16 protein-coding genes are annotated in these 23,183 nt (G+C 54.9%); 5 read left to right on the top strand and 11 right to left on the bottom strand.

Annotated features, from left to right (window positions below):
- Positions 1–101: 101 nt before the first annotated feature.
- From DEO48_RS19130 to lrp, 9 genes are all read right to left on the bottom strand, one after another.
- On the bottom strand, positions 102–1,250 hold the full coding sequence (locus DEO48_RS19130) for an MFS transporter (RefSeq protein WP_023335120.1): 1,149 nt from the start codon (positions 1,248–1,250) through the stop codon (positions 102–104).
- 275 nt (positions 1,251–1,525) lie between these two features.
- Complete coding sequence (locus DEO48_RS19125; protein WP_045404119.1) at positions 1,526–2,389, bottom strand: dimethyl sulfoxide reductase anchor subunit family protein; 864 nt, start codon at positions 2,387–2,389, stop codon at positions 1,526–1,528.
- 1 nt (position 2,390) lies between these two features.
- Positions 2,391–3,008 carry a DMSO/selenate family reductase complex B subunit gene (locus tag DEO48_RS19120; RefSeq protein WP_021240882.1) on the bottom strand — a complete coding sequence of 206 codons (618 nt, stop codon included), beginning with the start codon at positions 3,006–3,008 and terminating at the stop codon, positions 2,391–2,393.
- Positions 3,009–3,018: 10 nt separating this feature from the next.
- Positions 3,019–5,463 (bottom strand): dimethylsulfoxide reductase subunit A, encoded by a 2,445-nt coding sequence (dmsA, locus tag DEO48_RS19115; RefSeq protein WP_109846016.1) that lies wholly within the window; start codon positions 5,461–5,463, stop codon positions 3,019–3,021.
- A 212-nt stretch (positions 5,464–5,675) separates the two neighbouring features.
- Positions 5,676–6,968, bottom strand: coding sequence for a serine--tRNA ligase (gene serS, locus DEO48_RS19110; protein ID WP_008499983.1), 1,293 nt, complete (start codon positions 6,966–6,968; stop codon positions 5,676–5,678).
- Between the two features lie 92 nt (positions 6,969–7,060).
- Complete coding sequence (gene rarA, locus DEO48_RS19105; protein WP_033145084.1) at positions 7,061–8,404, bottom strand: replication-associated recombination protein RarA; 1,344 nt, start codon at positions 8,402–8,404, stop codon at positions 7,061–7,063.
- A 9-nt stretch (positions 8,405–8,413) separates the two neighbouring features.
- Entirely contained in the window at positions 8,414–9,028 is a 615-nt protein-coding gene (lolA, locus tag DEO48_RS19100) for an outer membrane lipoprotein chaperone LolA (protein ID WP_023310983.1), read from the bottom strand.
- A gap of 128 nt (positions 9,029–9,156) precedes the next feature.
- Positions 9,157–12,867: a DNA translocase FtsK 4TM domain-containing protein gene (locus tag DEO48_RS19095; RefSeq protein ID WP_109846015.1), complete on the bottom strand. Its 3,711-nt coding sequence runs from the start codon at positions 12,865–12,867 to the stop codon at positions 9,157–9,159.
- Between the two features lie 135 nt (positions 12,868–13,002).
- The gene (gene lrp, locus DEO48_RS19090) at positions 13,003–13,497 is read right to left on the bottom strand and encodes a leucine-responsive transcriptional regulator Lrp (RefSeq protein WP_000228469.1); all 495 of its coding nucleotides are present in this window, start codon (positions 13,495–13,497) and stop codon (positions 13,003–13,005) included.
- Between the two features lie 543 nt (positions 13,498–14,040).
- On the opposite strand from lrp, the gene trxB reads away from it, so the two are divergent.
- From trxB to infA, 5 genes are all read left to right on the top strand, one after another.
- Entirely contained in the window at positions 14,041–15,009 is a 969-nt protein-coding gene (gene trxB, locus DEO48_RS19080) for a thioredoxin-disulfide reductase (RefSeq protein ID WP_023616696.1), read from the top strand.
- Between the two features lie 114 nt (positions 15,010–15,123).
- Entirely contained in the window at positions 15,124–16,890 is a 1,767-nt protein-coding gene (cydD, locus tag DEO48_RS19075; RefSeq protein ID WP_109846013.1) for a cysteine/glutathione ABC transporter permease/ATP-binding protein CydD, read from the top strand.
- Positions 16,890–18,611 carry a cysteine/glutathione ABC transporter ATP-binding protein/permease CydC gene (cydC, locus tag DEO48_RS19070; RefSeq protein WP_109846012.1) on the top strand — a complete coding sequence of 574 codons (1,722 nt, stop codon included), beginning with the start codon at positions 16,890–16,892 and terminating at the stop codon, positions 18,609–18,611. The genes cydD and cydC overlap by 1 nt, the downstream gene beginning before the upstream one ends.
- 45 nt (positions 18,612–18,656) lie before the next feature.
- Entirely contained in the window at positions 18,657–19,361 is a 705-nt protein-coding gene (aat, locus tag DEO48_RS19065; protein WP_109846011.1) for a leucyl/phenylalanyl-tRNA--protein transferase, read from the top strand.
- A gap of 284 nt (positions 19,362–19,645) precedes the next feature.
- Positions 19,646–19,864, top strand: a complete 219-nt coding sequence (infA, locus tag DEO48_RS19060) for a translation initiation factor IF-1 (protein ID WP_002211347.1) — start codon at positions 19,646–19,648, stop codon at positions 19,862–19,864.
- 208 nt (positions 19,865–20,072) lie between these two features.
- Here the strand turns inward: infA and DEO48_RS19055 are convergent, their stop codons facing one another.
- Entirely contained in the window at positions 20,073–21,599 is a 1,527-nt protein-coding gene (locus DEO48_RS19055; protein ID WP_109846010.1) for an aryl-sulfate sulfotransferase, read from the bottom strand.
- Positions 21,600–21,621: 22 nt separating this feature from the next.
- Entirely contained in the window at positions 21,622–23,175 is a 1,554-nt protein-coding gene (locus DEO48_RS19050) for a bifunctional UDP-sugar hydrolase/5'-nucleotidase (protein ID WP_109846009.1), read from the bottom strand.
- Between the last annotated feature and the right edge of the window lie 8 nt (positions 23,176–23,183).

Below are 23,183 nucleotides of genomic sequence, written 5' to 3'. Positions count from 1 at the left end.
GACTCACATGAATTATCGCCTGGCGTAATAAACAAACAATAAGTAAAACTCTTAGTTGTGACAGGGACAAAAAAGCCTGTCATCGACAGGCTTTTAATTAATCAGGCATGAGCCACAGGCGTTGGGTGTTCGCCCACTTTGCGCAGCAGCATTAAGAGATAAATAAACGATACGCTGGCGATCATGATAAACAATAAATTATCAGAGTAATTCTGCATCAGCATCGCGGTAAACGTCGGCCCTAATAAACTGCCAATGGTATAGCTCAGTAACAGCGCCTGGTTCATTGCCACCAGCTGATGATGTTCAACTTTCTCACAGGCCCAGGCCATCGCGACCGGATAGAGCGTAAAGCCGGCAGCCCCGAGAATAAACAGCGCAGGCGCCATAGCGGCGTTGCTGAGCATGGCAAGGCATCCCATGATGACCACGAAGACCTGCACGCGCAGCACCAGCAGACGACCGAAGCGGTCCGCCAGGCGGCCAATCGGCCACTGCCCGACGATCCCCGCACTCACCATCACCGCCATCCAGAAGCCAATTCCGGAATCGCTGACGCCCTGATGATTCAGATAGAGCGGCATCAGGCCGTAGAGCGAGCCCAGTACAATCCCCGAGATAATGCAGCCGTTAACGCCCAGGCGCGCCTGACGGAGTCTGAGCATCGGCCAGACGTGGGTCGCTTCCTGATGCTCGCTGTTCTGGTTCACAATGCGCGTGAAGAGCAGCGGCAGGATCGCGGCCAGCACCATGCCCGTTACCCACGGCAGAACGCTCATCAGATCGGTTGGCAGCTTGCTGACCATCAGTTGACCCAGCACGGTGCCGACGTAATAAACCATCATATAGGCCGCCAGCAGGCGTCCACGGTTGCGGGAGGTGCCGCTGCACATCAGCGCACTTTCAACCACCACCCAAATCATCGCGCAGCCTACACCTGCGATAAAGCGCCATGCCATCCAGCTCCAGAAGCCGACCATCAGGCCCAGCCCAGCACACCCGGCGGCGAAAATCAGCGAAGCCAGATAATAGCTGCGGTTAAAGCCAAAGCGCTTAATCAGGCTCCCTGTCACCAGCGTACCCAGCAGGTTGCCGGTAAAAAAGGACGAGCTGACCATACCCACCTGCCAGGTCGGTAAGTTTTCATGGGCGAGCCACAGCGGGACGAGCGTGTTTAACACTGCGATCGCCAGGGTCAGCAGAAGCAGGCCACAGAGCAACAGAAGCACTGGCCGGGTATAGGTGGTCATGGATTAAAAACCGTGAGGAAGTTCAGATTTCGTGCGCATCATGCCACTGGCAAAAACAAAGTCAATCCACTGATTTAGCCGCCTCGCACAATATGTTCCCTGTCGATTTAAAAAACTTATCCTGCTAATGCCACGCCTGCTATAGATATTAATTATGTATCTGTTTTTATTTATTAATGGACAAAATTAAAACAAAACGACAGTCGAAAAATTTCATGATCGAAAAAAGAAAAAGCCGGGCACTCAGGCCCGGCTTGATATAACGAAATGCAACGTTAACTGGCGATAGCCATACCTACGGTCATATGCAACCCGTAGAACACGCCGCGGCCAATCAGTTCACCCGCCAGGACCAGCACAAAGGCCAGTGACAGCAAAGGCAGCGCGGGCTGATAGCCTTTGAGCTGCGGGGCAATCCAGAATACCAACGCAGCGACCAGAAGAACGATACGCCAGGCCATCAGCGCACCGTAGTCCGGCACCAGGGCAGAAGCCTGCTGAATAGAGCTGTGAATGGTTGCCAGTTCTGCCCCCTGCATCAGAGCAACCATCGCACTCACCACCAGCGCCAGCAGCGAAACAGCCGGCAGCAAACGCATTGCCCACCCGTCTACGCCCGCCACGCGCAGCAGCAGGTAGCCCAGCAGCGGCCCGCCGATGAACATCGTCAGGAAGAAGCTCATCGGCGTCCAGACGCTGTACCAGGTTGGAACAGTATCGATGGTGTTATAGACGCGCACCATCATCCACACGAACACCACGCCCAGAACCATGGTCACGATCAGCCACAGGCTGCGCAGACCCGCAGGCAATTTCTTCAAAGCGGCCAGCAGCCAGCCCAGCCCACCGACGGCAAAGAAAATTGCCCCGCTGGCAATCTCGTTACTAAGGGATGAGGCCCCCACGCGGTTCAGAGAGTTAAACGCGCGCATCGGCGAACCCAGGTGCAGCGTAGAGGCGATAAACCCAATCCCCATCAGCACCCACAGGCCAAACATGCTCAACACCAGACGCTGCTGCTGTTCAGCGTTGAGATTCCCCTTCAACAGCGCCAGCGCGAGCACAATGAAACCGCCCGCCACGCACTGACCAAAGACCGTGAAGATCATCAGCGGCCATTCATGCCATCCACTTCCCATCTCACACCTCCTTCGGATTTGCCAGGTAGCCGGTAGTGTCACCTGTAGGACGGCTGTTGGCGTTAGGTTTAATCACAATGCTCGGCTTCGTGAAGTGCGCAGACGGCAGCGGTGCCACTGCGGCAAGCTGACCGTGTTTTTGACGCAGCTCTTCAATCGGGCCGAAGTCCAGCGCGCGCAGCGGGCAGGACTCAACGCAAATCGGCTTTTTGCCATCCGCCACGCGGGTGTGGCAACCGTCGCATTTGGTCATATGACCTTTGGCGGCGTTGTACTGCGGCGCACCGTACGGGCACGCCATGTGGCAGTACCGGCAGCCGATACAGACATCTTCATCCACCACCACAAAGCCGTCTTCACGCTTGTGCATTGCCCCGCTCGGGCAGACCTTGGTGCAGGCCGGATCTTCACAGTGGTTGCAGGCAATCGACAGGTAATAGGCAAAGACGTTCTGATGCCAGACGCCGTTATCTTCCTGCCAGTCGCCCCCGGCGTATTCGTAGATGCGGCGGAAGCTGACGTCAGGAGTCAGGTCTTTGTAATCTTTACAGGCCAGCTCGCAGGTTTTGCACCCGGTGCAACGGCTGGAATCAATAAAAAATCCATACTGGGTTGTCATCGGCTACTCCTTAAACCTTTTCAACCTGGACAAGGTTTGTGTGGGATGGGTTGCCCTTCGCCAGCGGCGACGGACGCTGCGTGGTCAGTACGTTAATACTGCCCGCCTGGTCGATGCGGTTGGCATCAGGGCTGTACCAGGCCCCTTCTCCCAGCGCCACTACGCCTGGCATCATGCGCGGCGTCACCTTAGCTTCAATATGCACCTCGCCGCGACCGTTGAAGATACGCACGCGATCGCCATTGCTGATGCCTCGCGCTTTGGCATCCATCGGGTTGATCCACATCTCCTGACGGCAGGCGGCCTTGAGTACGTCGACGTTACCGTAGGTGGAGTGCACGCGCGCTTTGTAGTGGAAACCGGTCAGCTGCAGCGGGAATTTCGCCGTCAGCGGATCGTTGTAGTTTTCGAAACCCGGCGTGTAGATCGGCAGCGGATCGATAACGTCCCCTTCCGGCAGCTCCCAGGTCGACGCGATTTTTGCCAGCTCTTCGGAGTAGATTTCGATTTTGCCCGACGGCGTGGTCAGCGGATTCGCCTGCGGATCTTCACGGAACGCTTTGTAAGCCACGTGGTGCCCTTCCGGATCGCGCTGTTTGTACATACCCTGCTTGCGGAAGGTATCAAAGTCAGGGAGGTCTGGGATCGCCTTACGGGAGAGTTCATGAAGATGGCGCATCCACCCTTCCTGAGTACGCCCCTCGGTAAACTGCTGCTCAACGCCAAGACGTTTCGCCAGCTCAGAGGTCATCTCATAAATGGTTTTGCACTCGAAGCGCGGTTTAATCGCCTGGTCGGTAAAGATCACGTAGGACATGTTGCCGCAGGAGGCGTCCAGCGCGAAATCCATCTGCTCAGAGGCGGTGCAGTCCGGCAGCAGGATATCGGCATATTTTGCCGAGGAGGTCATGTGGCAGTCGATCACCACAATCATCTCGCACTTCTTGTCGTCCTGCAGGATTTCATGGGTGCGGTTGATTTCAGAGTGCTGGTTGATGAGACAGTTGCCGGCGTAGTTCCAGATCATCTTGATCGGCACGTCCAGCTTGTCCTTACCGCGCACGCCGTCGCGCAGGGCGGTCATTTCCGGGCCACGTTCAATCGCATCGGTCCACATAAACATGGAGATGCTGGTTTGAACCGGGTTATCCAGCGTTGGCATACGTTCAAACGGCACTTCATATGAGCCTTCACGCGCGCCGGTGTTACCGCCGTGAATACCGACGTTGCCGGTCAGAATGGAGAGCATGGAAATGGCACGGGTCGCAATTTCACCGTTCGCATGACGCTGCGGGCCCCAGCCCTGGCTAATGTAGGCTGGTTTGGCTGAGCCAATCTCACGCGCCAGCTGAACGATACGCTCGGCCGGAATACCGGTGATGGTGGACGCCCACTCCGGCGTTTTCGCCACGCCGTCGCTGCCCTGTCCGAGAATATACGCCTTGTAGTGACCGTTTGACGGTGCGCTGGCTGGCAGGGTTTTCTCGTCATAGCCGACGCAGTATTTATCCAGGAAAGGCTGATCGACGAGGTTTTCGGTGATCATCACCCACGCCAGCGCGGAGACCAGCGCTGCATCGGTACCCGGACGGATTGGGATCCACTCGTCTTCACGTCCGGCGCCGGTGTCGGTATAGCGTGGGTCGATGATGATCATGCGGGCATTGGATTTGGCGCGGGCCTGTTCGAGGTAATAGGTTACCCCGCCGCCGCTCATGCGGGTTTCGCCCGGATTATTACCGAACAACACCACCAGCTTACTGTTTTCGATATCAGATGGGCTGTTGCCGTCCGCCCAGCCGCCGTAGGTGTAGTTGAGTCCCGCAGCAATCTGCGCCGATGAGTAGTCACCATAGTGATTGAGATAACCGCCACAGCAGTTCATCAGGCGTGCCACCAGCGTTTTACCCGGTGGCCAGGAGCGGGTCAGCGTACCGCCGAGCGTCCCGGTGCCGTAGTTCAGGTAGATGGATTCGTTGCCGTACTCTTTGATAAGGCGCTGCATATTGGTGGCGATAATATCGTAGGCTTCATCCCAGCTAATTCGCTCGAACTTCCCTTCGCCACGCTTACCGACGCGCTTCATCGGATATTTCAGGCGGTCCGGATTATACACGCGACGACGCATTGATCGGCCGCGCAAACAGGCGCGAACCTGATGTAACCCTTCATAGTTATCGTCCCCGGTATTGTCGGTTTCGACATATTTAATTTCGCCATCCACCACATGCATACGCAGCGGACAACGGCTACCGCAGTTTACGGTACAGGCACTCCACACCACTTTTTCCGGAGCTGAGGCTGGGGATAGTGCATCCGCCGCTGAGGCCAGTCGGGTAAAAGGAAGCGTGAAGGCGCTGCTGGCTACGGCCAGGCCGCCTATTGCCGTGGTTTTCATCAACCCACGGCGAGTGACCTCGGCAGCCATTAATGCTTCAGGCGCGTTGATTTTCATAGAGACTCACTTTGGTTGCTCACAAAGAAAAGAGTGGCGGCACAAAACCGCTATGTAGTTTTATATACAACGAATTTTTACGTAATCAGCTTTTTATGCTGACTTTCATTCGAAGGAGTATTACTACTTTAGAGGGAGAGGTTATTGCGTCGTATCAAACCAAAGGCATAAAAAAAGCGCCCTGAGGCGCTTTTTTGTTTTAAGACAAATTATTAGCCGATGTACTGCTGGCCTTTCATATATGGACGCAGCACTTCAGGGATCTCGATACGACCGTCTGCCTGCTGATAGTTTTCCAGCACGGCAACCAGGGTACGGCCCACAGCCAGGCCAGAACCGTTCAGGGTATGCACCAGACGGGTTTTCTTATCAGATTTGCTGCGGCAGCGTGCCTGCATGCGGCGCGCCTGGAAATCCCAGACGTTAGAGCAGGAGGAGATTTCACGGTAAGTATTCTGCGCAGGCACCCACACTTCCAGATCGAAGGTTTTGCAGGCACCAAAGCCCATATCACCGGTGCACAGCGCCATACGACGGTATGGCAGACCCAGCAGCTCCAGCACTTTTTCAGCGTGGCCGGTCATCTCTTCCAGCGCGTCCATGGATTCTTCAGGACGGACGATCTGCACCATCTCAACTTTGTCGAACTGGTGCATACGGATCAGACCGCGCGTGTCGCGACCGTAAGAACCTGCTTCAGAACGGAAGCACGGAGAGTGTGCCGTCAGCTTAATTGGCAGGTCGTCTTCATCGATGATCTCATCACGCACGAGGTTAGTCAGCGGCACTTCAGCGGTTGGGATCAGCGCGTAGTTGCTGCTGTCTGCTTCCTCGTCCAGCGGACGGGTATGGAACAGGTCGCCGGCAAATTTCGGCAGCTGGCCCGTACCGTACAGCGTATCGTGGTTGACCAGATACGGCACGTAGGTTTCGCTGTAGCCATGCTGCTCGGTGTGAAGATCCAGCATGAACTGCGCCAGCGCGCGGTGCAGATGGGCAATCTGGCCTTTCATCACCACAAAACGGGAGCCGGTCAGCTTAACCGCTGCCGCAAAGTCCAGGCCCGCGTGCATTTCGCCCAGCGTCACGTGATCGCGCACTTCGAAGTCAAACTCACGAGGCGTACCCCAGCGTTTCACTTCAACGTTGTCGTTTTCATCTTTGCCGACAGGCACGCTGTCGTCAGGAATATTCGGGATAGCCAGGGCAATATCACGAATCTCGGCCTGAAGAACGTCCAGCTCAGCTTTTGCCTGATCCAGTTCTTCACCCAGTTTGTTCACTTCCAGGCGTAATGGCTCAATATCTTCCCCGCGCGCTTTCGCCTGGCCGATGGATTTCGATCGAGAGTTACGCTCTGCCTGCAGATTTTCAGTTTGTACCTGCAGAACTTTACGACGCTCTTCGAGAGCGCGCAGCTTATCTACATCCAGCTTAAAGCCCCGGCGTGCCAGTTTTTCAGCGACTGCGTCTGGCTCATTACGCAGCAGATTGGGATCGAGCATGCTTATCCTGTGCTTATCGAATTAAAATAGGAAAATGTGACCACAGCCTGCGGCCACAAGGATACATTGCCAACATTACCGCAACGATTGAACTAACGGTAGCGTTTTATAGGGCTATTTTGATCCTGTCCGGCGAGCCAGGTGAGCTTTTCACCAATCTTGCCTTCAAGACCTCTGTTTGTGGGGTGATAATAGCGCGTTTGTGCCATCTCCTGCGGGAAATATTCCTCCCCGGCAGCGTAGGCATTGGGTTCATCATGAGCGTAACGATACTCCTGCCCATATCCCATCTCTTTCATCAGTTTGGTCGGCGCGTTACGCAGGTGAACCGGCACATCGTAGTCCGGACGTTCACGCGCATCGGACATCGCCGCTTTAAACGCGGTATAAACCGCATTACTTTTCGGCGCACAGGCCAGATAGACAATTGCCTGCGCAATGGCTCGTTCGCCTTCCGCGGGTCCAACGCGGGTGAAGCAGTCCCAGGCCGACAGCGCGACCTGCATGGCGCGAGGATCGGCATTGCCGACATCTTCTGACGCAATCGCCAGACAGCGACGCGCGACATATAAAGGATCGCCGCCCGCAGTGATAATGCGCGCGTACCAGTAAAGCGCCGCATCCGGCGCGCTGCCGCGCACGGACTTATGCAGCGCCGAGATCAAGTCGTAAAAACGGTCGCCTTTGTTATCGAAACGCGCGCTGCGCTCCCCCGCAATTTCGGTGAGCAGTTCCGGTTTCAGCACCCGCTTCCCGGCATCGTCGATTTCGGCCATATCGGCCATCATTTCCAGCGTATTCAGCGCACGCCGCGCATCACCGTTGACCAGCTCGGCAATCGCACGACGCGTGTCGTCAGGCAGAACGATATCCTGCCCGCCGTAGCCGCGCGCTTTGTCGTCCATCGCCTGGGTGAGAACCTTTTCGATATCCTCGGTGGTGAGCGATTTGAGCAGGTAAACGCGCGCGCGGGAAAGCAGCGCCGAGTTCAGTTCAAACGACGGGTTTTCGGTGGTCGCACCGATGAAGAAGATCGTGCCGTCTTCAATATGCGGCAGGAAGGCATCCTGCTGGCTCTTGTTGAAGCGGTGGACTTCGTCCACGAAGAGGATGGTACGCCGCCCGGCATTGCGGTTCTGCCGCGCTCGCTCGATCGCCTCACGGATCTCTTTCACGCCGGAGGTGACCGCCGAGATACGTTCGACGTCCGCGTTGGCATAGCGGGCGATCACTTCTGCAAGCGTAGTCTTGCCGGTGCCAGGGGGGCCCCAGAGGATCATGGAGTGAAGATGCCCGGCCTCAATGGCGCGCGGTAATGGCTTACCGGCAGCCAGCAGATGTTGCTGGCCGATATACTGCGCTAAATTTTCTGGCCGCATACGAGCGGCCAAAGGTTGAAACGCGTTATCTGAAAAATCGAGCGACAGATTGCCCACTCACGCCTCTTACTTATTGCGTTGATCGTCCACCGTTACACCCTGCGGCGGGGTAAAGGTAAATTTCGATGCATCAACGGCGCCGTTCTGCTGAGACTTGAGCTGGTAGCTGCTGCGCTGATCGTCCTGCTCAACCGCGCCGAACTGATTAATCGTACCGTTGGTGCTTACGTTAATGGTGAACTGCTTCAGGTTGCCGTTACTGCCTTTCGGCGTCAGGACAAACTCGTCACCAGTCTGTTTAATATTGTACTGCTGCCAGTCGCTGGACTGGTTACGAGCAATCAGCATAAACGGCGTATTGCTGGTGGCATCTTTCAGCCAGGTCGCCGTTGCCTGCTCAACGAACGGGTTGAAGAACCATAAGGTTTTGCCGTCAGACACGAGGATACTCTCATCCGGCTGGGTCATGTGCCAGTTGAACAGATTTGGGCGTTTTACCCACAAATCTCCCTGGCCTTCCTGCACCGCGTTGCCGCTGCCGTCCGTCACTTTTTGCGTGAAGCTGGCGTGGAAGCTGCTTACTTTATCCAGTCGGCTTTTAAGGTCGCTGGCCGCATCAGCCCAGACGCTGCTGGCGACAAAACTGGTGAGTAATGCACAGGCGATGGCGATTTTTTTCATTGTTATTCCTTAAAATACGTCTTCCCGATATGGGGTTTCCGTCTTCTATTCTGGACCTGCCCGAAGGCAGGCGACAGAAGAAAATGCTTAATTTTGGCTGATTTACCCTTCTTTGCAATCGCTGAAGGTTAATCAAACGGCGGTGGAGCCAGCACCTCGCGGTTACCGTTATGCCCCTGCTCGCTCACAATGCCCTGCGCTTCCATCTGCTCAATGATGCGCGCCGCGCGGTTATAGCCGATGCGGAACTGACGCTGCACGCCTGAGATTGACGCTTTGCGTTTTTCGGTAACGAAGTTAACCGCCTGATCGAATAACGGATCCAGCTCTTCGCCGCCGTCGAAGCCACCGCCGCTGCCTTCGCTTTCCGTGTCGCTGGTAATACCGTCAACGTATTGCGGACGACCGCGCGCTTTCCAGTCCTGCACGACGGCGTGAACTTCCTCATCGCGGACGAACGCACCGTGGACACGCACCGGAGAGGTGGAGTTCGGGCCTGAATAGAGCATGTCACCCATACCCAGCAGCGACTCTGCGCCTCCCTGGTCAAGAATGGTACGGGAGTCAATTTTACTGGATACGGTAAAAGCGATACGCGTCGGAATGTTCGCTTTGATAAGACCGGTGATAACATCAACGGAAGGACGCTGGGTCGCCAGCACAAGGTGAATACCGGCCGCACGCGCTTTCTGCGCCAGACGGGCAATCAACTCTTCTACTTTCTTACCGACGGTCATCATAAGGTCAGCGAATTCATCGACCAGCACGACGATATAAGGCAGTTTTTCCAGCACCGGATGCTGGGCATCCATGCTGTCACCCGGCTTCCAGTAAGGATCCGGGATCGGACGCCCCATGCGCACAGCCTGGGCAATTTTCTCGTTATAACCGGCCAGGTTACGCACGCCCAGCGCAGACATCAGCTTGTAGCGGCGTTCCATCTCATTGACGCTCCAGCGCAGGGCGTTGGCGGCGTCCTTCATATCGGTGACCACTTCGGTCAGCAGATGTGGGATGCCTTCGTAGACCGACAGTTCGAGCATTTTCGGGTCGATCATGATGAAACGCACATCTTCCGGCTGCGCTTTATAGAGCATGCTGAGGATCATGGCGTTCACACCGACTGACTTACCGGAACCGGTGGTACCCGCCACCAGCAGGTGAGGCATTTTGGCGAGATCTGCCACGACCGGATCGCCCGCGATATCTTTACCCAACACCACGGTCAGCGGGGATGGATTATCGCGGAATTTGGTGTTATCCAGCACTTCACGCAGGTAGACGGTCTGACGTTTCTTGTTCGGCAGCTCAAGCCCAACGTACGGCTTGCCAGGGATAACTTCCACCACACGCACCGCCACGGTCGACAGAGAACGCGCCAGGTCGCGGGACAGGTTGGAAATACGCGCGGCTTTAACGCCGGGCGCCAGGTTCAGTTCAAAACGGGTGATCACAGGGCCCGGCGAGTAGTTCACCACGTCCGCCTTGATGCGGAAGTCAGCCAGACGCGCTTCCACCAGACGCGCCATCTGCTCAAGCGCGAAGGTATCGACCGGCTCCACTTCTGACGGCGGCGGCGTTAACAGATCCAGAGACGGCAGCGGCGTGCTTGGACGCTGCAGCGGACGGCTGTCACCGTTACGCATCAGCAGCGGGTGAATCAGACTTTCCTGCGGCTGAGGCGCAGGCTGCTGGAACTGCGGTGGCTGCTGCGATTGCTGCGGTTGCTGAACAGGTTGATGCTGCTGCGCATACGGCTGCTGAACATGCTGGTGCGGCTGCGCGTAGGCCTGTGGTGCTGGCTGCTGGCGCACAGGCTCCGCTTCCGGCATCACGCTCGGGGTAAATAACGGCTCGCTCGGGCCATCATCCACCAGATCCTTCATCGGCGAGAATTCAAAATCAGACAGCGAGAACGGATTTGCACCAGCCGGTTGTTCACCGGAATAGCGCTGCTGTTGAGTGGCCGCAAACTGGCGCGCTAATTCTGCTTCAGCCGCGTCCTCTTCGTCTTCCAGCACAGGTTCATCGTGCTGATATTCTTCACCGTAGCGCTGATTCTGCTGCGCGGCGAACTGACGGGCCAGCTCGTCCTGCTGCATTTCATCGGCATCATCTTCGTACTCAGGCTCGCGCGCTTTCTCTTCGGCCATACGCTGGGAAGGCAGCTTGATGCCATAAGAGGCAAGCTCACGGCGGGTGGGTACACGAACGCGGTTAGGGCGAGGCAGTTGCGGACCAATCCCCTCCTTCACCTGAGGACGCGGCGTGCCCCCTGTTGCCAGGCTAAAGACGGGTGCAGCTACGGCAGCGGCCGCGGTAGCCTGCTTCACGCTTTCCGCTACGGGTGCGACTGCAGGCGTCGGGTCGATCGGTGGAACGGAAACAGAAGGCGCTTTCGTCACCGGCTCCTGCACCGGTTCAGGCACAGGCTGGTACCAGGCCGCCAGCTGCTCGCGTTCACGCGCACGACGCTCTTCAACTTCTTCAAAATAGTACATCGGTGGACGAGAGGGTTTTACCTCTTCCACGATTTCAGGTTCAGGCTGCGGCTCTACATAAGGCTGCACAGGTTCAACCGGCTCAGGCACATACTCCTGATAAGGTTGGGCCACAGGCTGTTCATAGTGCGGGTAATCTTGCGGTTCATACGCAGGCTGCGGCGGCTGATAAGGCTGCTGCCACTGCTCCTGCTGCACAGGGATGTAGCTTTCAGGTTCAGGCGCGATAACTGGCTCCGGCGTGTGAACGCCTGGCGCAGTCTGCCAGTCAACCTGAGGCTGCTGAATAACGGATTCCGGCGGCGAAACCGGCGCGGATGGCATCACGGCGTCGACAGGCGCGGCATACGCCTGCGCAGCGGTCGTCGCGGCTGCAGCGGCCGCAACCGGCTCGGTAACCGAATGGCCATTTAACAGCGGATCGTATTCGTCGAAGTCACCCGGAGTGGCCCGGCTGCCGGAGAAGAGCACATCGTCAGGATCGACGGCGACACCCGCAGCGCGATACGCCACCTGCTCGTCTTCATCCATGCGTTTACCGGAGAAGAGCGCCGCATCGGTTTTACGACCCAGCGGGTTGGCAAATTTCTCAGCAACACGCTGGCGACGCGCCAGCGCGCCGCGCAGAATACGCGCACGACGAGACTCGCGACGCTGCACAGGCGCGTCATCTTCCTCTTCATCTTCGTATTCTTCTTCATCAACCCACGTATCGTCACGGCGGGTACGGTTGCTGGCGAAGGTCAAAATGGTGAGGATAAAACTGCCGATCTTCTCGGCAATGCTCACCCAGGACCAGCCGGTAAACAGCGTCAGCCCGGCCGCCCAGATACACAGCAGCGCCAGCGTACCGCCGCTGCTGTGCAGCATCGGCTGCAGCGCAGAACTGAGTAAACTGCCGATCACCCCGCCAGAGGCGAAGTACCAGATATCATCCGCATTGATTGCCGCCAGCCCGCACGAGGTGAGGATCAGCGCCAGCGCGCCAATCAGGCGCAGCGACACAGCAAAATAGTCGATGTAATCATCGTTCTGACGATGACGCCAAGCAAACCAGCATCCGCCAATGATAATGACGGGAAGGGTGTAGGCCATCACACCGAAAATGAAGAACAGCGTGTCCGCAAGCCAGGCACCGGGGACACCGCCTAAATTATGGATAGGCTCATGCCATGCAGTTTGTGACCAGCTGGGATCTGAGGGGTTGAAACTGAGTAAGGCTGCCATCAGCCAGACGGCAAAAAGGGCAATAACAATCAGCAAAGCCTCGAGGAGACGACGTCCGCTGCTTAGCTTCGATAGTGTGACTTCTTTGTCTTCAGTGTATTCCTGGCTCAAAAAAGGCTCTCCAGGTATCAGGCATATCCTGCCTTTTTGCTAAAACGGACAACAGCGCCGGGACTCCCCGGCACTGTTGCTGTATGGATTAACAGGAGTGTAATCAAACTACGCTGATTTTGCACCTGTTCCGTGTTAGCGCGTCTTAATAACCAGACGATTGCTCTGTTTGACCTCTTCCATCACCACGTACGTACGGGTGTCGTTCACGCCTGGCAGACGCAGCAGGGTTTCCCCCAGCAGCTTACGGTAGGCGGACATATCAGGCACGCGGGTTTTCAACAGGTAGTCGAAATCACCGGATACCAGATGACACTCTTGAATTTCTTCAAGTTTTTGTACAGCGGCATTAAATTGCTCAAACACATCCGGCGCACCACGATTCAGAGTAATCTCAACAAATACCAGAAGTGAGGCATCCAGATAATGCGGGTTCAGCAGAGCAGTATAGCCCTGAATGAAACCCTGTCTTTCCAGTCGGCGCACACGCTCAAGGCACGGCGTCGGGGAAAGTCCCACACGTTTTGAAAGCTCGACGTTGGAAATACGCCCATCCTTTTGCAATTCATTAAGAATGTTACGATCGATACGGTCGAGATCTTTGCCAGGGCGCTTCTTGCTATCTACCATTATTATTGTCTCTCTGTATTCCTTCCCTACTCCTGCCTGGACCCTGTGCACATCACTGTTCAGAGCCTGTACCCGTTAGTCATCACATCGCCTGGTTTTGTATTAGACGCGATGCGGATTCGGGTTCTGTTGGTAAGAAGACCGTTGCCCGAAGGCAGTCACCGACATCACGTATGGCGTCTGTCCACGCCATGCGTAGATTTCACTGACCCGGTAAAAATGGCATTTACGTGCATGCCTATGCGGCATACGGTTAACGCGGTTTTTTTCTTCCTTGAATGTTTTCGCAAATGCGCAGGGGATTGTCAAAGCAAAACATCGTTTTTTAGTACAACATGCCGGATATTCATTACGGCAGGGTATTAATCCTCATTTTATTGCCTTACAAACGACCGTTTTTCAGGCGAAAGCGTGATGTTATAGCGCCTCATTCATCGCCCGTGGCTATTACACAGATTGATATCAAAATTGCGGCGCTCTTTTTTTACGACAACAAATTCCCTACAATCCAGCCAAATGTCTGCCAACAACAATGGGGATCTCATGGGCACGGCCAAACACAGTAAGCTGCTAATCCTTGGTTCTGGACCTGCGGGATATACCGCAGCGGTCTATGCTGCACGCGCTAACCTGCACCCGGTACTCATCACCGGCATGGAAAAAGGCGGTCAGCTGACCACCACCACCGAAGTGGAAAACTGGCCAGGGGACCCGAACGACCTGACCGGGCCGCTGCTGATGGAACGTATGCACGAGCATGCCGCTAAATTCGAAACTGAAATTCTGTTCGACCACATTAATAAGGTCGATCTGCAGAACCGTCCGTTCCGCCTGACGGGCGACAGCGGCGAATACACCTGTGACGCTCTGATCGTTGCCACCGGCGCGTCTGCCCGTTACCTCGGTCTGCCATCCGAAGAAGCGTTCAAAGGCCGCGGCGTCTCTGCCTGCGCAACCTGTGACGGTTTCTTCTACCGCAATCAGAAAGTCGCGGTCATCGGTGGCGGTAACACCGCAGTGGAAGAAGCGCTCTACCTGGCGAACATTGCCTCTGAAGTGCACCTGATCCACCGCCGCGAAACCTTCCGCGCGGAGAAGATCCTGATCAAACGCCTGATGGATAAAGTGGCAAGCGGCAACATCGTGCTGCACACCAACCGTACCCTGGAAGAGGTGACGGGCGACCAGATGGGCGTTGCCGGTCTGCGTATCCGTGATACCCAGAACACCGACAACGTCGAAACGCTTGAAGTGGCGGGTCTGTTCGTGGCGATCGGTCACAGCCCGAACACCGCGATCTTCGACGGTCAGCTGGAGCTGGAAAACGGCTACATCAAAGTGCAGTCCGGCATTCACGGTAATGCGACCCAGACCAGCATCCCGGGCGTGTTCGCGGCTGGCGACGTGATGGACCATATTTATCGTCAGGCGATTACCTCTGCTGGCACCGGCTGTATGGCCGCGCTGGACGCTGAACGCTACCTCGATGGACTGGCTGAACAAGGTAAATAATCTTTACAAGTCAGTAACAAACGTAAATAAAGGCGGCGATAAGTCGCCTTTATTGTCTCCCCGTTGTAACATTGCGCTGCCCAATTTCTAATAACGTCACCTGCAAAGTACGCAATGGAAAAAACCCGTCAACAAGAGTTAACACGCTGGCTGAAACAGCAAAGCGTTATTTCCCGCCGCTGGCTTACGATTTCCCGTCTCCTGGGGTTCGTTAGCGGTCTGTTGATTGTTGCCCAGGCATGGCTGCTGGCCCGCATTCTTAATCACATGATCATGGAGAACATCCCGCGCGAAGCGCTGTTGCTGCCTTTTATTGTCCTGATCCTGATTTTTATCCTGCGCGCCTGGGTGGTGTGGCTGCGTGAGCGCGTCGGTTTTCACGCCGGACAGCACATCCGCTACGAGATCCGCCGTCAGGTGCTGGATCGCCTTCAGGAAGCCGGGCCCGCGTGGATCCAGGGTAAACCGGCCGGTAGCTGGGCGACGCTGATCCTTGAGCAGATTGACGATATGCACGACTACTATGCGCGCTATCTGCCGCAGATGGCCCTTGCCGTCTTCGTTCCGCTGCTGATCGTGATCGCCATCTTCCCGGTGAACTGGATGGCTGCGCTGATTCTGATGGGCACCGCCCCGCTGATCCCGCTGTTTATGGCGCTGGTCGGCATGGGGGCAGCGGATGCCAACCGCCGTAACTTCCTGGCACTGGGTCGCCTGAGCGGTCATTTCCTCGATCGTCTGCGCGGCATGGAGACGTTACGCATTTTTGGCCGCGGTGAAGCGGAAACCGAAAATATTCGCCGGGCATCGCAGGACTTCCGTCAGCGCACCATGGAAGTGTTACGCCTTGCCTTCTTGTCCTCCGGCGTACTGGAATTCTTTACCTCGCTGTCGATTGCCCTCGTGGCGGTCTACTTTGGCTTCTCCTACCTTGGCGCGCTGGATTTCGGCCATTACGGCACGGCGGTGACCCTTTCTGCCGGTTTCCTGGCGCTGATCCTGGCCCCGGAGTTTTTCCAGCCGCTCCGCGATCTGGGGACCTTCTATCACGCCAAAGCGCAGGCGGTTGGTGCAGCCGATAGCCTGAAAACGTTCCTTGAAACGCCGCTGGCTCACCCGGAGCGGGGTGACGTGACGCTGAATGCTAAAGACCCCGTGACCATTGAAGCTCAGGACTTTTCTATTCTGTCACCGGAAGGCAAAGTGCTCGCGGGTCCGCTGAACTTTACCTTACCTGCCGGACAACGGGTGGTGCTCGTCGGCACAAGCGGTTCCGGTAAAAGTTCTTTGCTGAATGCGCTGTCCGGCTTTATGGCCTATACGGGTTCACTGAGGATCAACAAAACCGAACTGCGCAACCTCGATCCAGATGCCTGGCGTAAACAGCTCAGTTGGGTAGGACAAAACCCGCAGCTTCCAGCCTCTACGCTGCGTGAAAACGTTCTGCTGGCGCGCCCGGACGCGCGAGAAGATGAACTGCAATCGGTGCTCGACCGCGCCTGGGTCAGCGAGTTTCTGCCGCTGCTTCCGCAGGGGGTAGATACCGTGGTGGGCGATCAGTCCGCCGGGCTGTCGGTCGGACAGGCGCAGCGCGTAGCCGTTGCCCGCGCGCTGCTTAACCCATGCCATCTGATGCTGCTGGATGAGCCCGCCGCCAGCCTGGACGCCCACAGCGAACAGCGCGTAATGGAGGCCCTGAACGCCGCCTCCCGGCAGCAAACCACCCTGATGGTTACCCATCAGCTGGAAGGGATTGCCGACTGGGACCAGATCTGGGTCATGGAGAACGGCCGTATTGTTGAGCAAGGCGATTACGCCTCTCTCGTTGCCGCGCAGGGACCGTTTGCCGCCCTGCTGGCGAACCGTCAGGAGGACATCTGATGCGTGCTCTGCTGCCTTATCTTGCGCTCTATAAACGCCACAAATGGATGCTGACGCTGGGGATTGTGCTGGCGATTGTCACGCTGCTCGCCAGCATTGGCCTGCTCACCCTTTCCGGCTGGTTCCTGTCGGCCTCGGCCGTCGCGGGCTTTGCCGGTTTATACAGCTTCAACTATATGCTCCCGGCTGCCGGTGTTCGCGGTACCGCCATCACGCGGACTGCCGGACGCTATTTCGAACGGCTGGTCAGCCACGACGCCACTTTCCGCGTGCTGCAGCATCTGCGCATCTACACCTTCAGCAAACTGCTGCCCCTCTCCCCTGCCGGGCTGGCGCGTTTTCGTCAGGGTGAGTTACTTAACCGTGTCGTTGCGGATGTCGACACGCTGGATCACCTTTACCTGCGCGTGATTTCCCCGATCGTGGGCGCGTTTGTGGTGATTGTGGTGGTCACGCTGGGGCTGTCTGTTCTGGATGTTTCCGTTGCGCTGACGCTGGGCGGGATCATGCTGCTGACGCTCATCATTCTGCCGCCGCTGTTTTACCGCGCCGGGAAATCCACCGGGGAAAACCTGACGCGCCTGCGCGGGGACTACCGCCAGCAGCTCACCTCCTGGCTTCAGGGGCAGGCAGAGCTGACGATTTTTGGCGCCAGCAAGCGCTACCGGGCGCGGATGGAAAGTACGGAGCTTAACTGGCATGAGGCCCAGCGCCGCCAGTCGGAGCTGACGGCCTTCTCTCAGGCGCTGATGATGTTAATCGGCGGCGTGGCGGTGATTGCCATGCTGTGGCTGGCTTCCGGCGATATCGGGGGAAATACACAGCCGGGTCCGCTTATTGCCCTTTTCGTCTTCTGTGCGCTGGCCGCTTTTGAAGCGCTGGCCCCGGTGACGGGCGCGTTCCAGCATCTGGGACAGGTCATCGCTTCTGCCCTGCGCATCACCCAGATTGCCGAGCAGAGACCTGAAGTCACGTTCAGTGCCGGGCAGACAGCTGTACCTGAGCAGGTTGCGCTGACGCTTGAAGATGTCACCTTCGCCTACGACAAACAGGCGCAGAACGCGCTGGACGGTATTACCCTTTCTGTTAATGCCGGTCAGCGGATGGCGATCCTCGGCCGTACCGGCTGCGGTAAATCGACGCTGCTGCAGTTGCTGACTCGCGCCTGGGATCCGCAGCTCGGTCAGATTCGTTTTAATAACACGTTGCTGACCGATTTCAGCGAGCAGGCCCTGCGCAAGACGGTAAGCGTCGTTCCGCAGCGTGTGCATCTGTTTAGCGCCACCCTGCGCGATAACCTGCTGCTGGCCGCGCCAGAGGCCTCTGATGATGCGCTTCGCGCCGTGCTGGAGCAGGTCGGGCTGCAAAAACTGCTTGAGGACGACGGACTGAACAGCTGGCTGGGCGAAGGCGGCCGTCAGCTCTCCGGCGGTGAACTGCGCCGTCTGGCAATTGCGCGCGCGCTGCTGCACGATGCGCCGCTGATGCTGCTCGACGAACCCACCGAAGGGCTGGATGCCACAACCGAGAGCCAAATCCTTGATTTACTGGCGAATGTCATGACCGGCAAAACCGTGCTGATGGTCACACACCGCCTGCGCGGACTGGCGAGTTTTGATCGGATAATTGTGATGGACAACGGACACATTATTGAGCAAGGTAGTCACGCAGAGCTGTTGGCGAAACAGGGTCGCTACTACCAGTTTAAACAGCGTCTGTAGACTATATTTGTAGCGTCCTTACTCGCGTACTGGAGTTTTGCTGTCATGCGCCTGGTCCAGCTTTCTCGTCATAACATCGCGTTCCCTTCTCCGGAAGGGGCGCTGCGTGAGCCCAACGGGCTGCTGGCCCTTGGAGGTGACCTCAGCCCCGCTCGGCTATTAATGGCGTACCAGCGCGGTATATTCCCCTGGTTTTCCCCCGGCGATCCGATTTTATGGTGGTCCCCCGATCCGCGTGCAGTGCTGTGGCCAGCGCAGTTTCACGTGAGCCGCAGCATGAAGCGTTTCCATGCGAAATCCCCTTACCGCGTCACCCTCAACCACGCTTTTGGTCAGGTCATTGAAGGCTGTGCAGAAGACCGCTATGAAGGGACATGGATAACCCGCGATATCATTACCGCCTACCACCAGCTCCATGAGCTTGGCTACGCCCACTCCATCGAGGTGTGGGAAGGTGGAGCACTCATCGGCGGCATGTACGGCGTGGCGCAGGGGACGCTGTTTTGCGGCGAGTCGATGTTCTCTCGTGCGGTTAACGCCTCGAAAACCGCGCTGCTGGTCTTCTGCGATGCGTTTGCCCAGCGCGGCGGACGCCTGATCGATTGTCAGGTGCTCAACGAGCATACGGCCTCCCTGGGTGCTGTTGAAATCCCGCGACGCCAGTACATCGAACAGCTGGATGCCAGCCGTCAGGAGAAGCTCCCGCGCGACTTCTGGATACCGAGAACGCTCTTTATGCCCAATGCCTAAATGTTTTCCGCATATTTTTTGTGAGGGTGTTATAATTATGCCGCAGAGTAGCTTCTGCCTGTTGCCCCGCCGCCGTTTGGGACCCTCGCTTCAGATAACGTCCTGACGTTTATCCTGTTGTCTCCCCTTTACGAATGCGCTTCCTGTTCGGTTGTACCGTGACGCTTGGGCAATGCGCCGAAACTGTTTTGCTGCGTTTTAATCGCGCAATTCTTTACTTAATTGATGAATTTCGGCATTATCTTGCCGGTTCAAAACTTGGTAGTGATACCCCAGAGGATTAGATGGCCAAAGAAGACAATATTGAAATGCAGGGTACCGTACTTGATACGTTGCCTAATACCATGTTTCGCGTAGAGCTGGAAAACGGTCACGTGGTAACTGCGCACATCTCCGGTAAAATGCGCAAAAACTACATCCGCATTTTGACGGGCGACAAAGTGACTGTTGAACTGACCCCGTACGACCTGAGCAAAGGCCGCATTGTCTTCCGTAGTCGCTAATTGTTTTCGCCTGTAATGGCAGATGAATATTAAATAAGGCCGGGATTTTCCCGGCCTTACTTTTTTTGTGCTGCAGGTGATTATTTGAACAATTATTTAGCCGTTCGTTTCAGCGTCAGGCTGTCTGGTCGACAGCAAGGCCAGCCACTGTAAGTGACCGACATTAGCAGCCGCAATGCCCTTTTAATGGCTGTGTCTGGCTATGCTATCAGCCGTTTGCCACCTGATAACCTATATTTATCAAAGCATCAAGCTCGTCTTTTGCAAACAACCTTGCCCGATAGCATTCGCCAGGGAACTCTGGATAGCCATCCAGCGAGCAAATCAAATCGTAGATTGTGGCAATAATATGGCCTGTCACATCGCTGATAAAGAAAGAGCGCGCATGGTTGGTGTAGATGCCATAGTAGTCACCATAATCTATTGCTGCCCCCATAAAATCAGTGACTTGAGGAACACGATCGGAAGGTAACTCGAAACTTTCGTGAGCCTGGGTTGCTGTATTGGCGACGAGATCAACAGCATAGAAAACGACTCTCGCAGGATCGGTTTTGTAAAAAACAGCCGTTGAATCAAGCGTAATATCTCGAGTAACTGCATTGCCTTCATTATCGACGCAGGAGCGATTATCAAATAGCGAAAGAACAAATTTCCCTTCAGTCTCATTGCTTAACCCAGCAAAAGCGCTATTTTTAGTGACAAATACGGTATGAGCACCATTTTCAAAATCCGCTATACCGGAAGTATCTATCTGCGTAACGCCCTGTCCTGCAGCGAAATTACTGTTAAACCCCCCTGTATTAATACTCCACAGCATCTTACCATCGGCAGGAGAAATACCAAACGTCAGGCCTGCAGAGCGAGTATGAACAACAATCGCTTCAGCATTTGCCTCACCCGCGGGGATCCAGGAAAGCGAGTTAAGGTGAGCATCGTTTGTGGGACTATTATTCAGGATCTTCGTATTATCAAAAGCACGAGTGTAATTTTTTGCCCACAGCATCACGCCTGTCTTTTCATCAAATTTTAATATTGATGCATCCTGTCGCATAGTATTGGTAGAACGGTCCGGGTTATCATTACCAATCATGAAGAGATTACCAGCTGAATCCCAGATCAGATCGTGGGTGTTAGCATAGCGGTTGCCATCGCGGTCACGTAAATCAAATTCCAGAATCTCGTTGCCCAAAATATCGATTTTGAAAAAGCGTCGCCCATACCAATGTTCATCTTCATCACTGCCGATATAGAAATAACCTTTATGCGTTTTTAGCATCTGGTTACGGTAGGGCTGAGCATAATAGCAGCGAAGATCGCCGTTCCGGTCGTAGCCATCACAATTGGTTGTCATTAACCAACTGTTTCCCCATACGGTCGTGAAGTTAGCGGGATCCGTTTGCTCAATATCGATATGGAAAATTGTCCCATCGCGGTAGAGTTGTTCCTGTGTGCTTACTTGGATGATTTGATTAAAAATTTCCACTCCGCTAAGGTTTTTAAAGATAACCTGCACTTGGTTAAGGTAGTTTGCGTACAGCCCAATAACTGGAACTTTTATCTCAGGTAAAGTGATAATGTCACTTGAAGAATACGTAAAATCTAAACTTGTCGTGCTAGTCGATCTTCCCAGAACCTTATAGGAATATGTTGCCTCTTCATCAATTATAAACTTCAGATAGACCGCAAGCTGGTTGTTAGCAGGAGCGAGATCCATTCCAAGATAGGTAATTGCCATATTATTCACCTGTTGTTAATTATTACTGTGTAACTTCTTTTACTCGCATCTCATTCACCTGTTGGGGTATGATCTTATTTCCTTTCACCAGATAATCAATAACCGCATTGGAAAGGTTATATCCACCTTTTACCTGTTTGTTCTGACCATCAATGAATGCAGTAAAGCCATCACCACCAGGGGCAAGGAAACTATTTGTCGCTACGCGATAGGTATCAGAGTCTACAATTGGCTTGCCATTAAGCGTAAGTAGCACAACGCGTTGCCCGACAGGTTTATGTTGGTCGTAGCGCATCTCCAGTCCTTTCGACATCTGCAAAACACCGTTAGTGAGTGATGCACTGTGCTCCATAAGATTTCGTAAGGATTTCCCTTTCAAATCCATTATGGTTAGCTCATTTGGAAACGGGAACGCGCTAATAACATCGCCGAGGGTTATCGGACCGGCATTCAAATCAGCACGCAGACCACCTGAATTAGTGAGCGCCAGTTGCGCATCAGGCGCAGCAGCAAGCATTGCATCGGTAAATAAATTGCCCAGCGAAGATGATTCCCCGTAGGCGCGCGTAAGCGTAACAGGCGTCTCTCCAACTTTTTGGCGAACCGTTTCGGAGAGCTTTTTATTCCAGCTATCAATAACACTCTGAGTTGCCGGATCGGGTTTCCATTCATCAGCGTAAAGGGTTTTAAGTTCGAAGCTTTTTATTTTGTTGTGATGTTTTTTTAGATCCACATCCAGGACCAGTTTACCAATATCAATCCCACCACTATCAGTCGAAAGCACCAGCGTGTTATCTACTTTAAGCGGCTCCGGCGTCCCAACATGCGCATGTCCGGTAATCAGAATATCCAGTCCTTTCACCTGTTTCGCCGTCTGGATATCCTTATCAAGGGCGCGTTTGACATCAGTATTGCCGATACTGGACTGGCGTGCAGGGAAACCTTCATGCATGAGTGCAACGGTTATATCTACTTTTCCACGTAGTTCATCCAAATAACGCTGGAGATATTTCACCTCGTCACGCGCTTCAATACCCTGACGCATTGACGATGAAACGGTATCATCGAAAGCGAATACGCCATGCAACCCAATGACCCCAATTTTAACGCCACCCTTTTCAAGGATTGTATACGGCTTATTCCAGAAAAGGACATTGCTATTTTTATAAAACACGTTACCTAACAGTATCGGGAATTTAGCCTGACTGAGCTGTATCAGCGTATTATCCCAACCATGGTCGAACTCATGATTGCCGACAGACGCAGCATCAAATGACATTGTATTCATAATATCTATGATTGCCCGCCCTTTTGTCAGGCTGCTAATGTATGGACCGGTAAAGTAATCTCCAGCATCGAAATAAAAAGTAGCCTTATTTTTTTGCTTTTCTTGCTTAACGTAAGTCGCAATATTTGCGAAGCCACCGACAGCTCTTTTACCTTCTGCAACATAAGGGAGTTTATAGGGCTCAACATGTGCATGCAGGTCATTGGTATAAATGACGGTAACGTCCTGCGCTGGACTTAGCGAAGCATATCCCGATAGTAATAAAACCGCGATTACTGTTTTTTTCATTTTTAACT

The sequence above is a fragment of the Enterobacter sp. CGMCC 5087 genome (assembly GCF_003144775.1).
GTDB lineage: Bacteria > Pseudomonadota > Gammaproteobacteria > Enterobacterales > Enterobacteriaceae > Enterobacter > Enterobacter cloacae_M.
Note: the sequence above shows the minus strand (reverse complement) of the source record. Positions and strands in the feature narration are given on the sequence as shown.

Bases quoted from the DNA above. Each gene is read 5' to 3' on its own strand.
- DEO48_RS19130 (WP_023335120.1), bottom strand. From the start codon at position 1,250: ATGACCACCTATACCCGGCCAGTGCTTCTGTTGCTCTGTGGCCTGCTT.
- DEO48_RS19125 (WP_045404119.1), bottom strand. From the start codon at position 2,389: ATGGGAAGTGGATGGCATGAATGGCCGCTGATGATCTTCACGGTCTTT.
- DEO48_RS19120 (WP_021240882.1), bottom strand. From the start codon at position 3,008: ATGACAACCCAGTATGGATTTTTTATTGATTCCAGCCGTTGCACCGGG.
- dmsA (WP_109846016.1), bottom strand. From the start codon at position 5,463: ATGAAAATCAACGCGCCTGAAGCATTAATGGCTGCCGAGGTCACTCGC.
- serS (WP_008499983.1), bottom strand. From the start codon at position 6,968: ATGCTCGATCCCAATCTGCTGCGTAATGAGCCAGACGCAGTCGCTGAA.
- lolA (WP_023310983.1), bottom strand. From the start codon at position 9,028: ATGAAAAAAATCGCCATCGCCTGTGCATTACTCACCAGTTTTGTCGCC.
- lrp (WP_000228469.1), bottom strand. From the start codon at position 13,497: ATGGTAGATAGCAAGAAGCGCCCTGGCAAAGATCTCGACCGTATCGAT.
- trxB (WP_023616696.1), top strand. From the start codon at position 14,041: ATGGGCACGGCCAAACACAGTAAGCTGCTAATCCTTGGTTCTGGACCT.
- cydD (WP_109846013.1), top strand. From the start codon at position 15,124: ATGGAAAAAACCCGTCAACAAGAGTTAACACGCTGGCTGAAACAGCAA.
- cydC (WP_109846012.1), top strand. From the start codon at position 16,890: ATGCGTGCTCTGCTGCCTTATCTTGCGCTCTATAAACGCCACAAATGG.
- aat (WP_109846011.1), top strand. From the start codon at position 18,657: ATGCGCCTGGTCCAGCTTTCTCGTCATAACATCGCGTTCCCTTCTCCG.
- infA (WP_002211347.1), top strand. From the start codon at position 19,646: ATGGCCAAAGAAGACAATATTGAAATGCAGGGTACCGTACTTGATACG.
- DEO48_RS19055 (WP_109846010.1), bottom strand. From the start codon at position 21,599: ATGGCAATTACCTATCTTGGAATGGATCTCGCTCCTGCTAACAACCAG.
- DEO48_RS19050 (WP_109846009.1), bottom strand. From the start codon at position 23,175: ATGAAAAAAACAGTAATCGCGGTTTTATTACTATCGGGATATGCTTCG.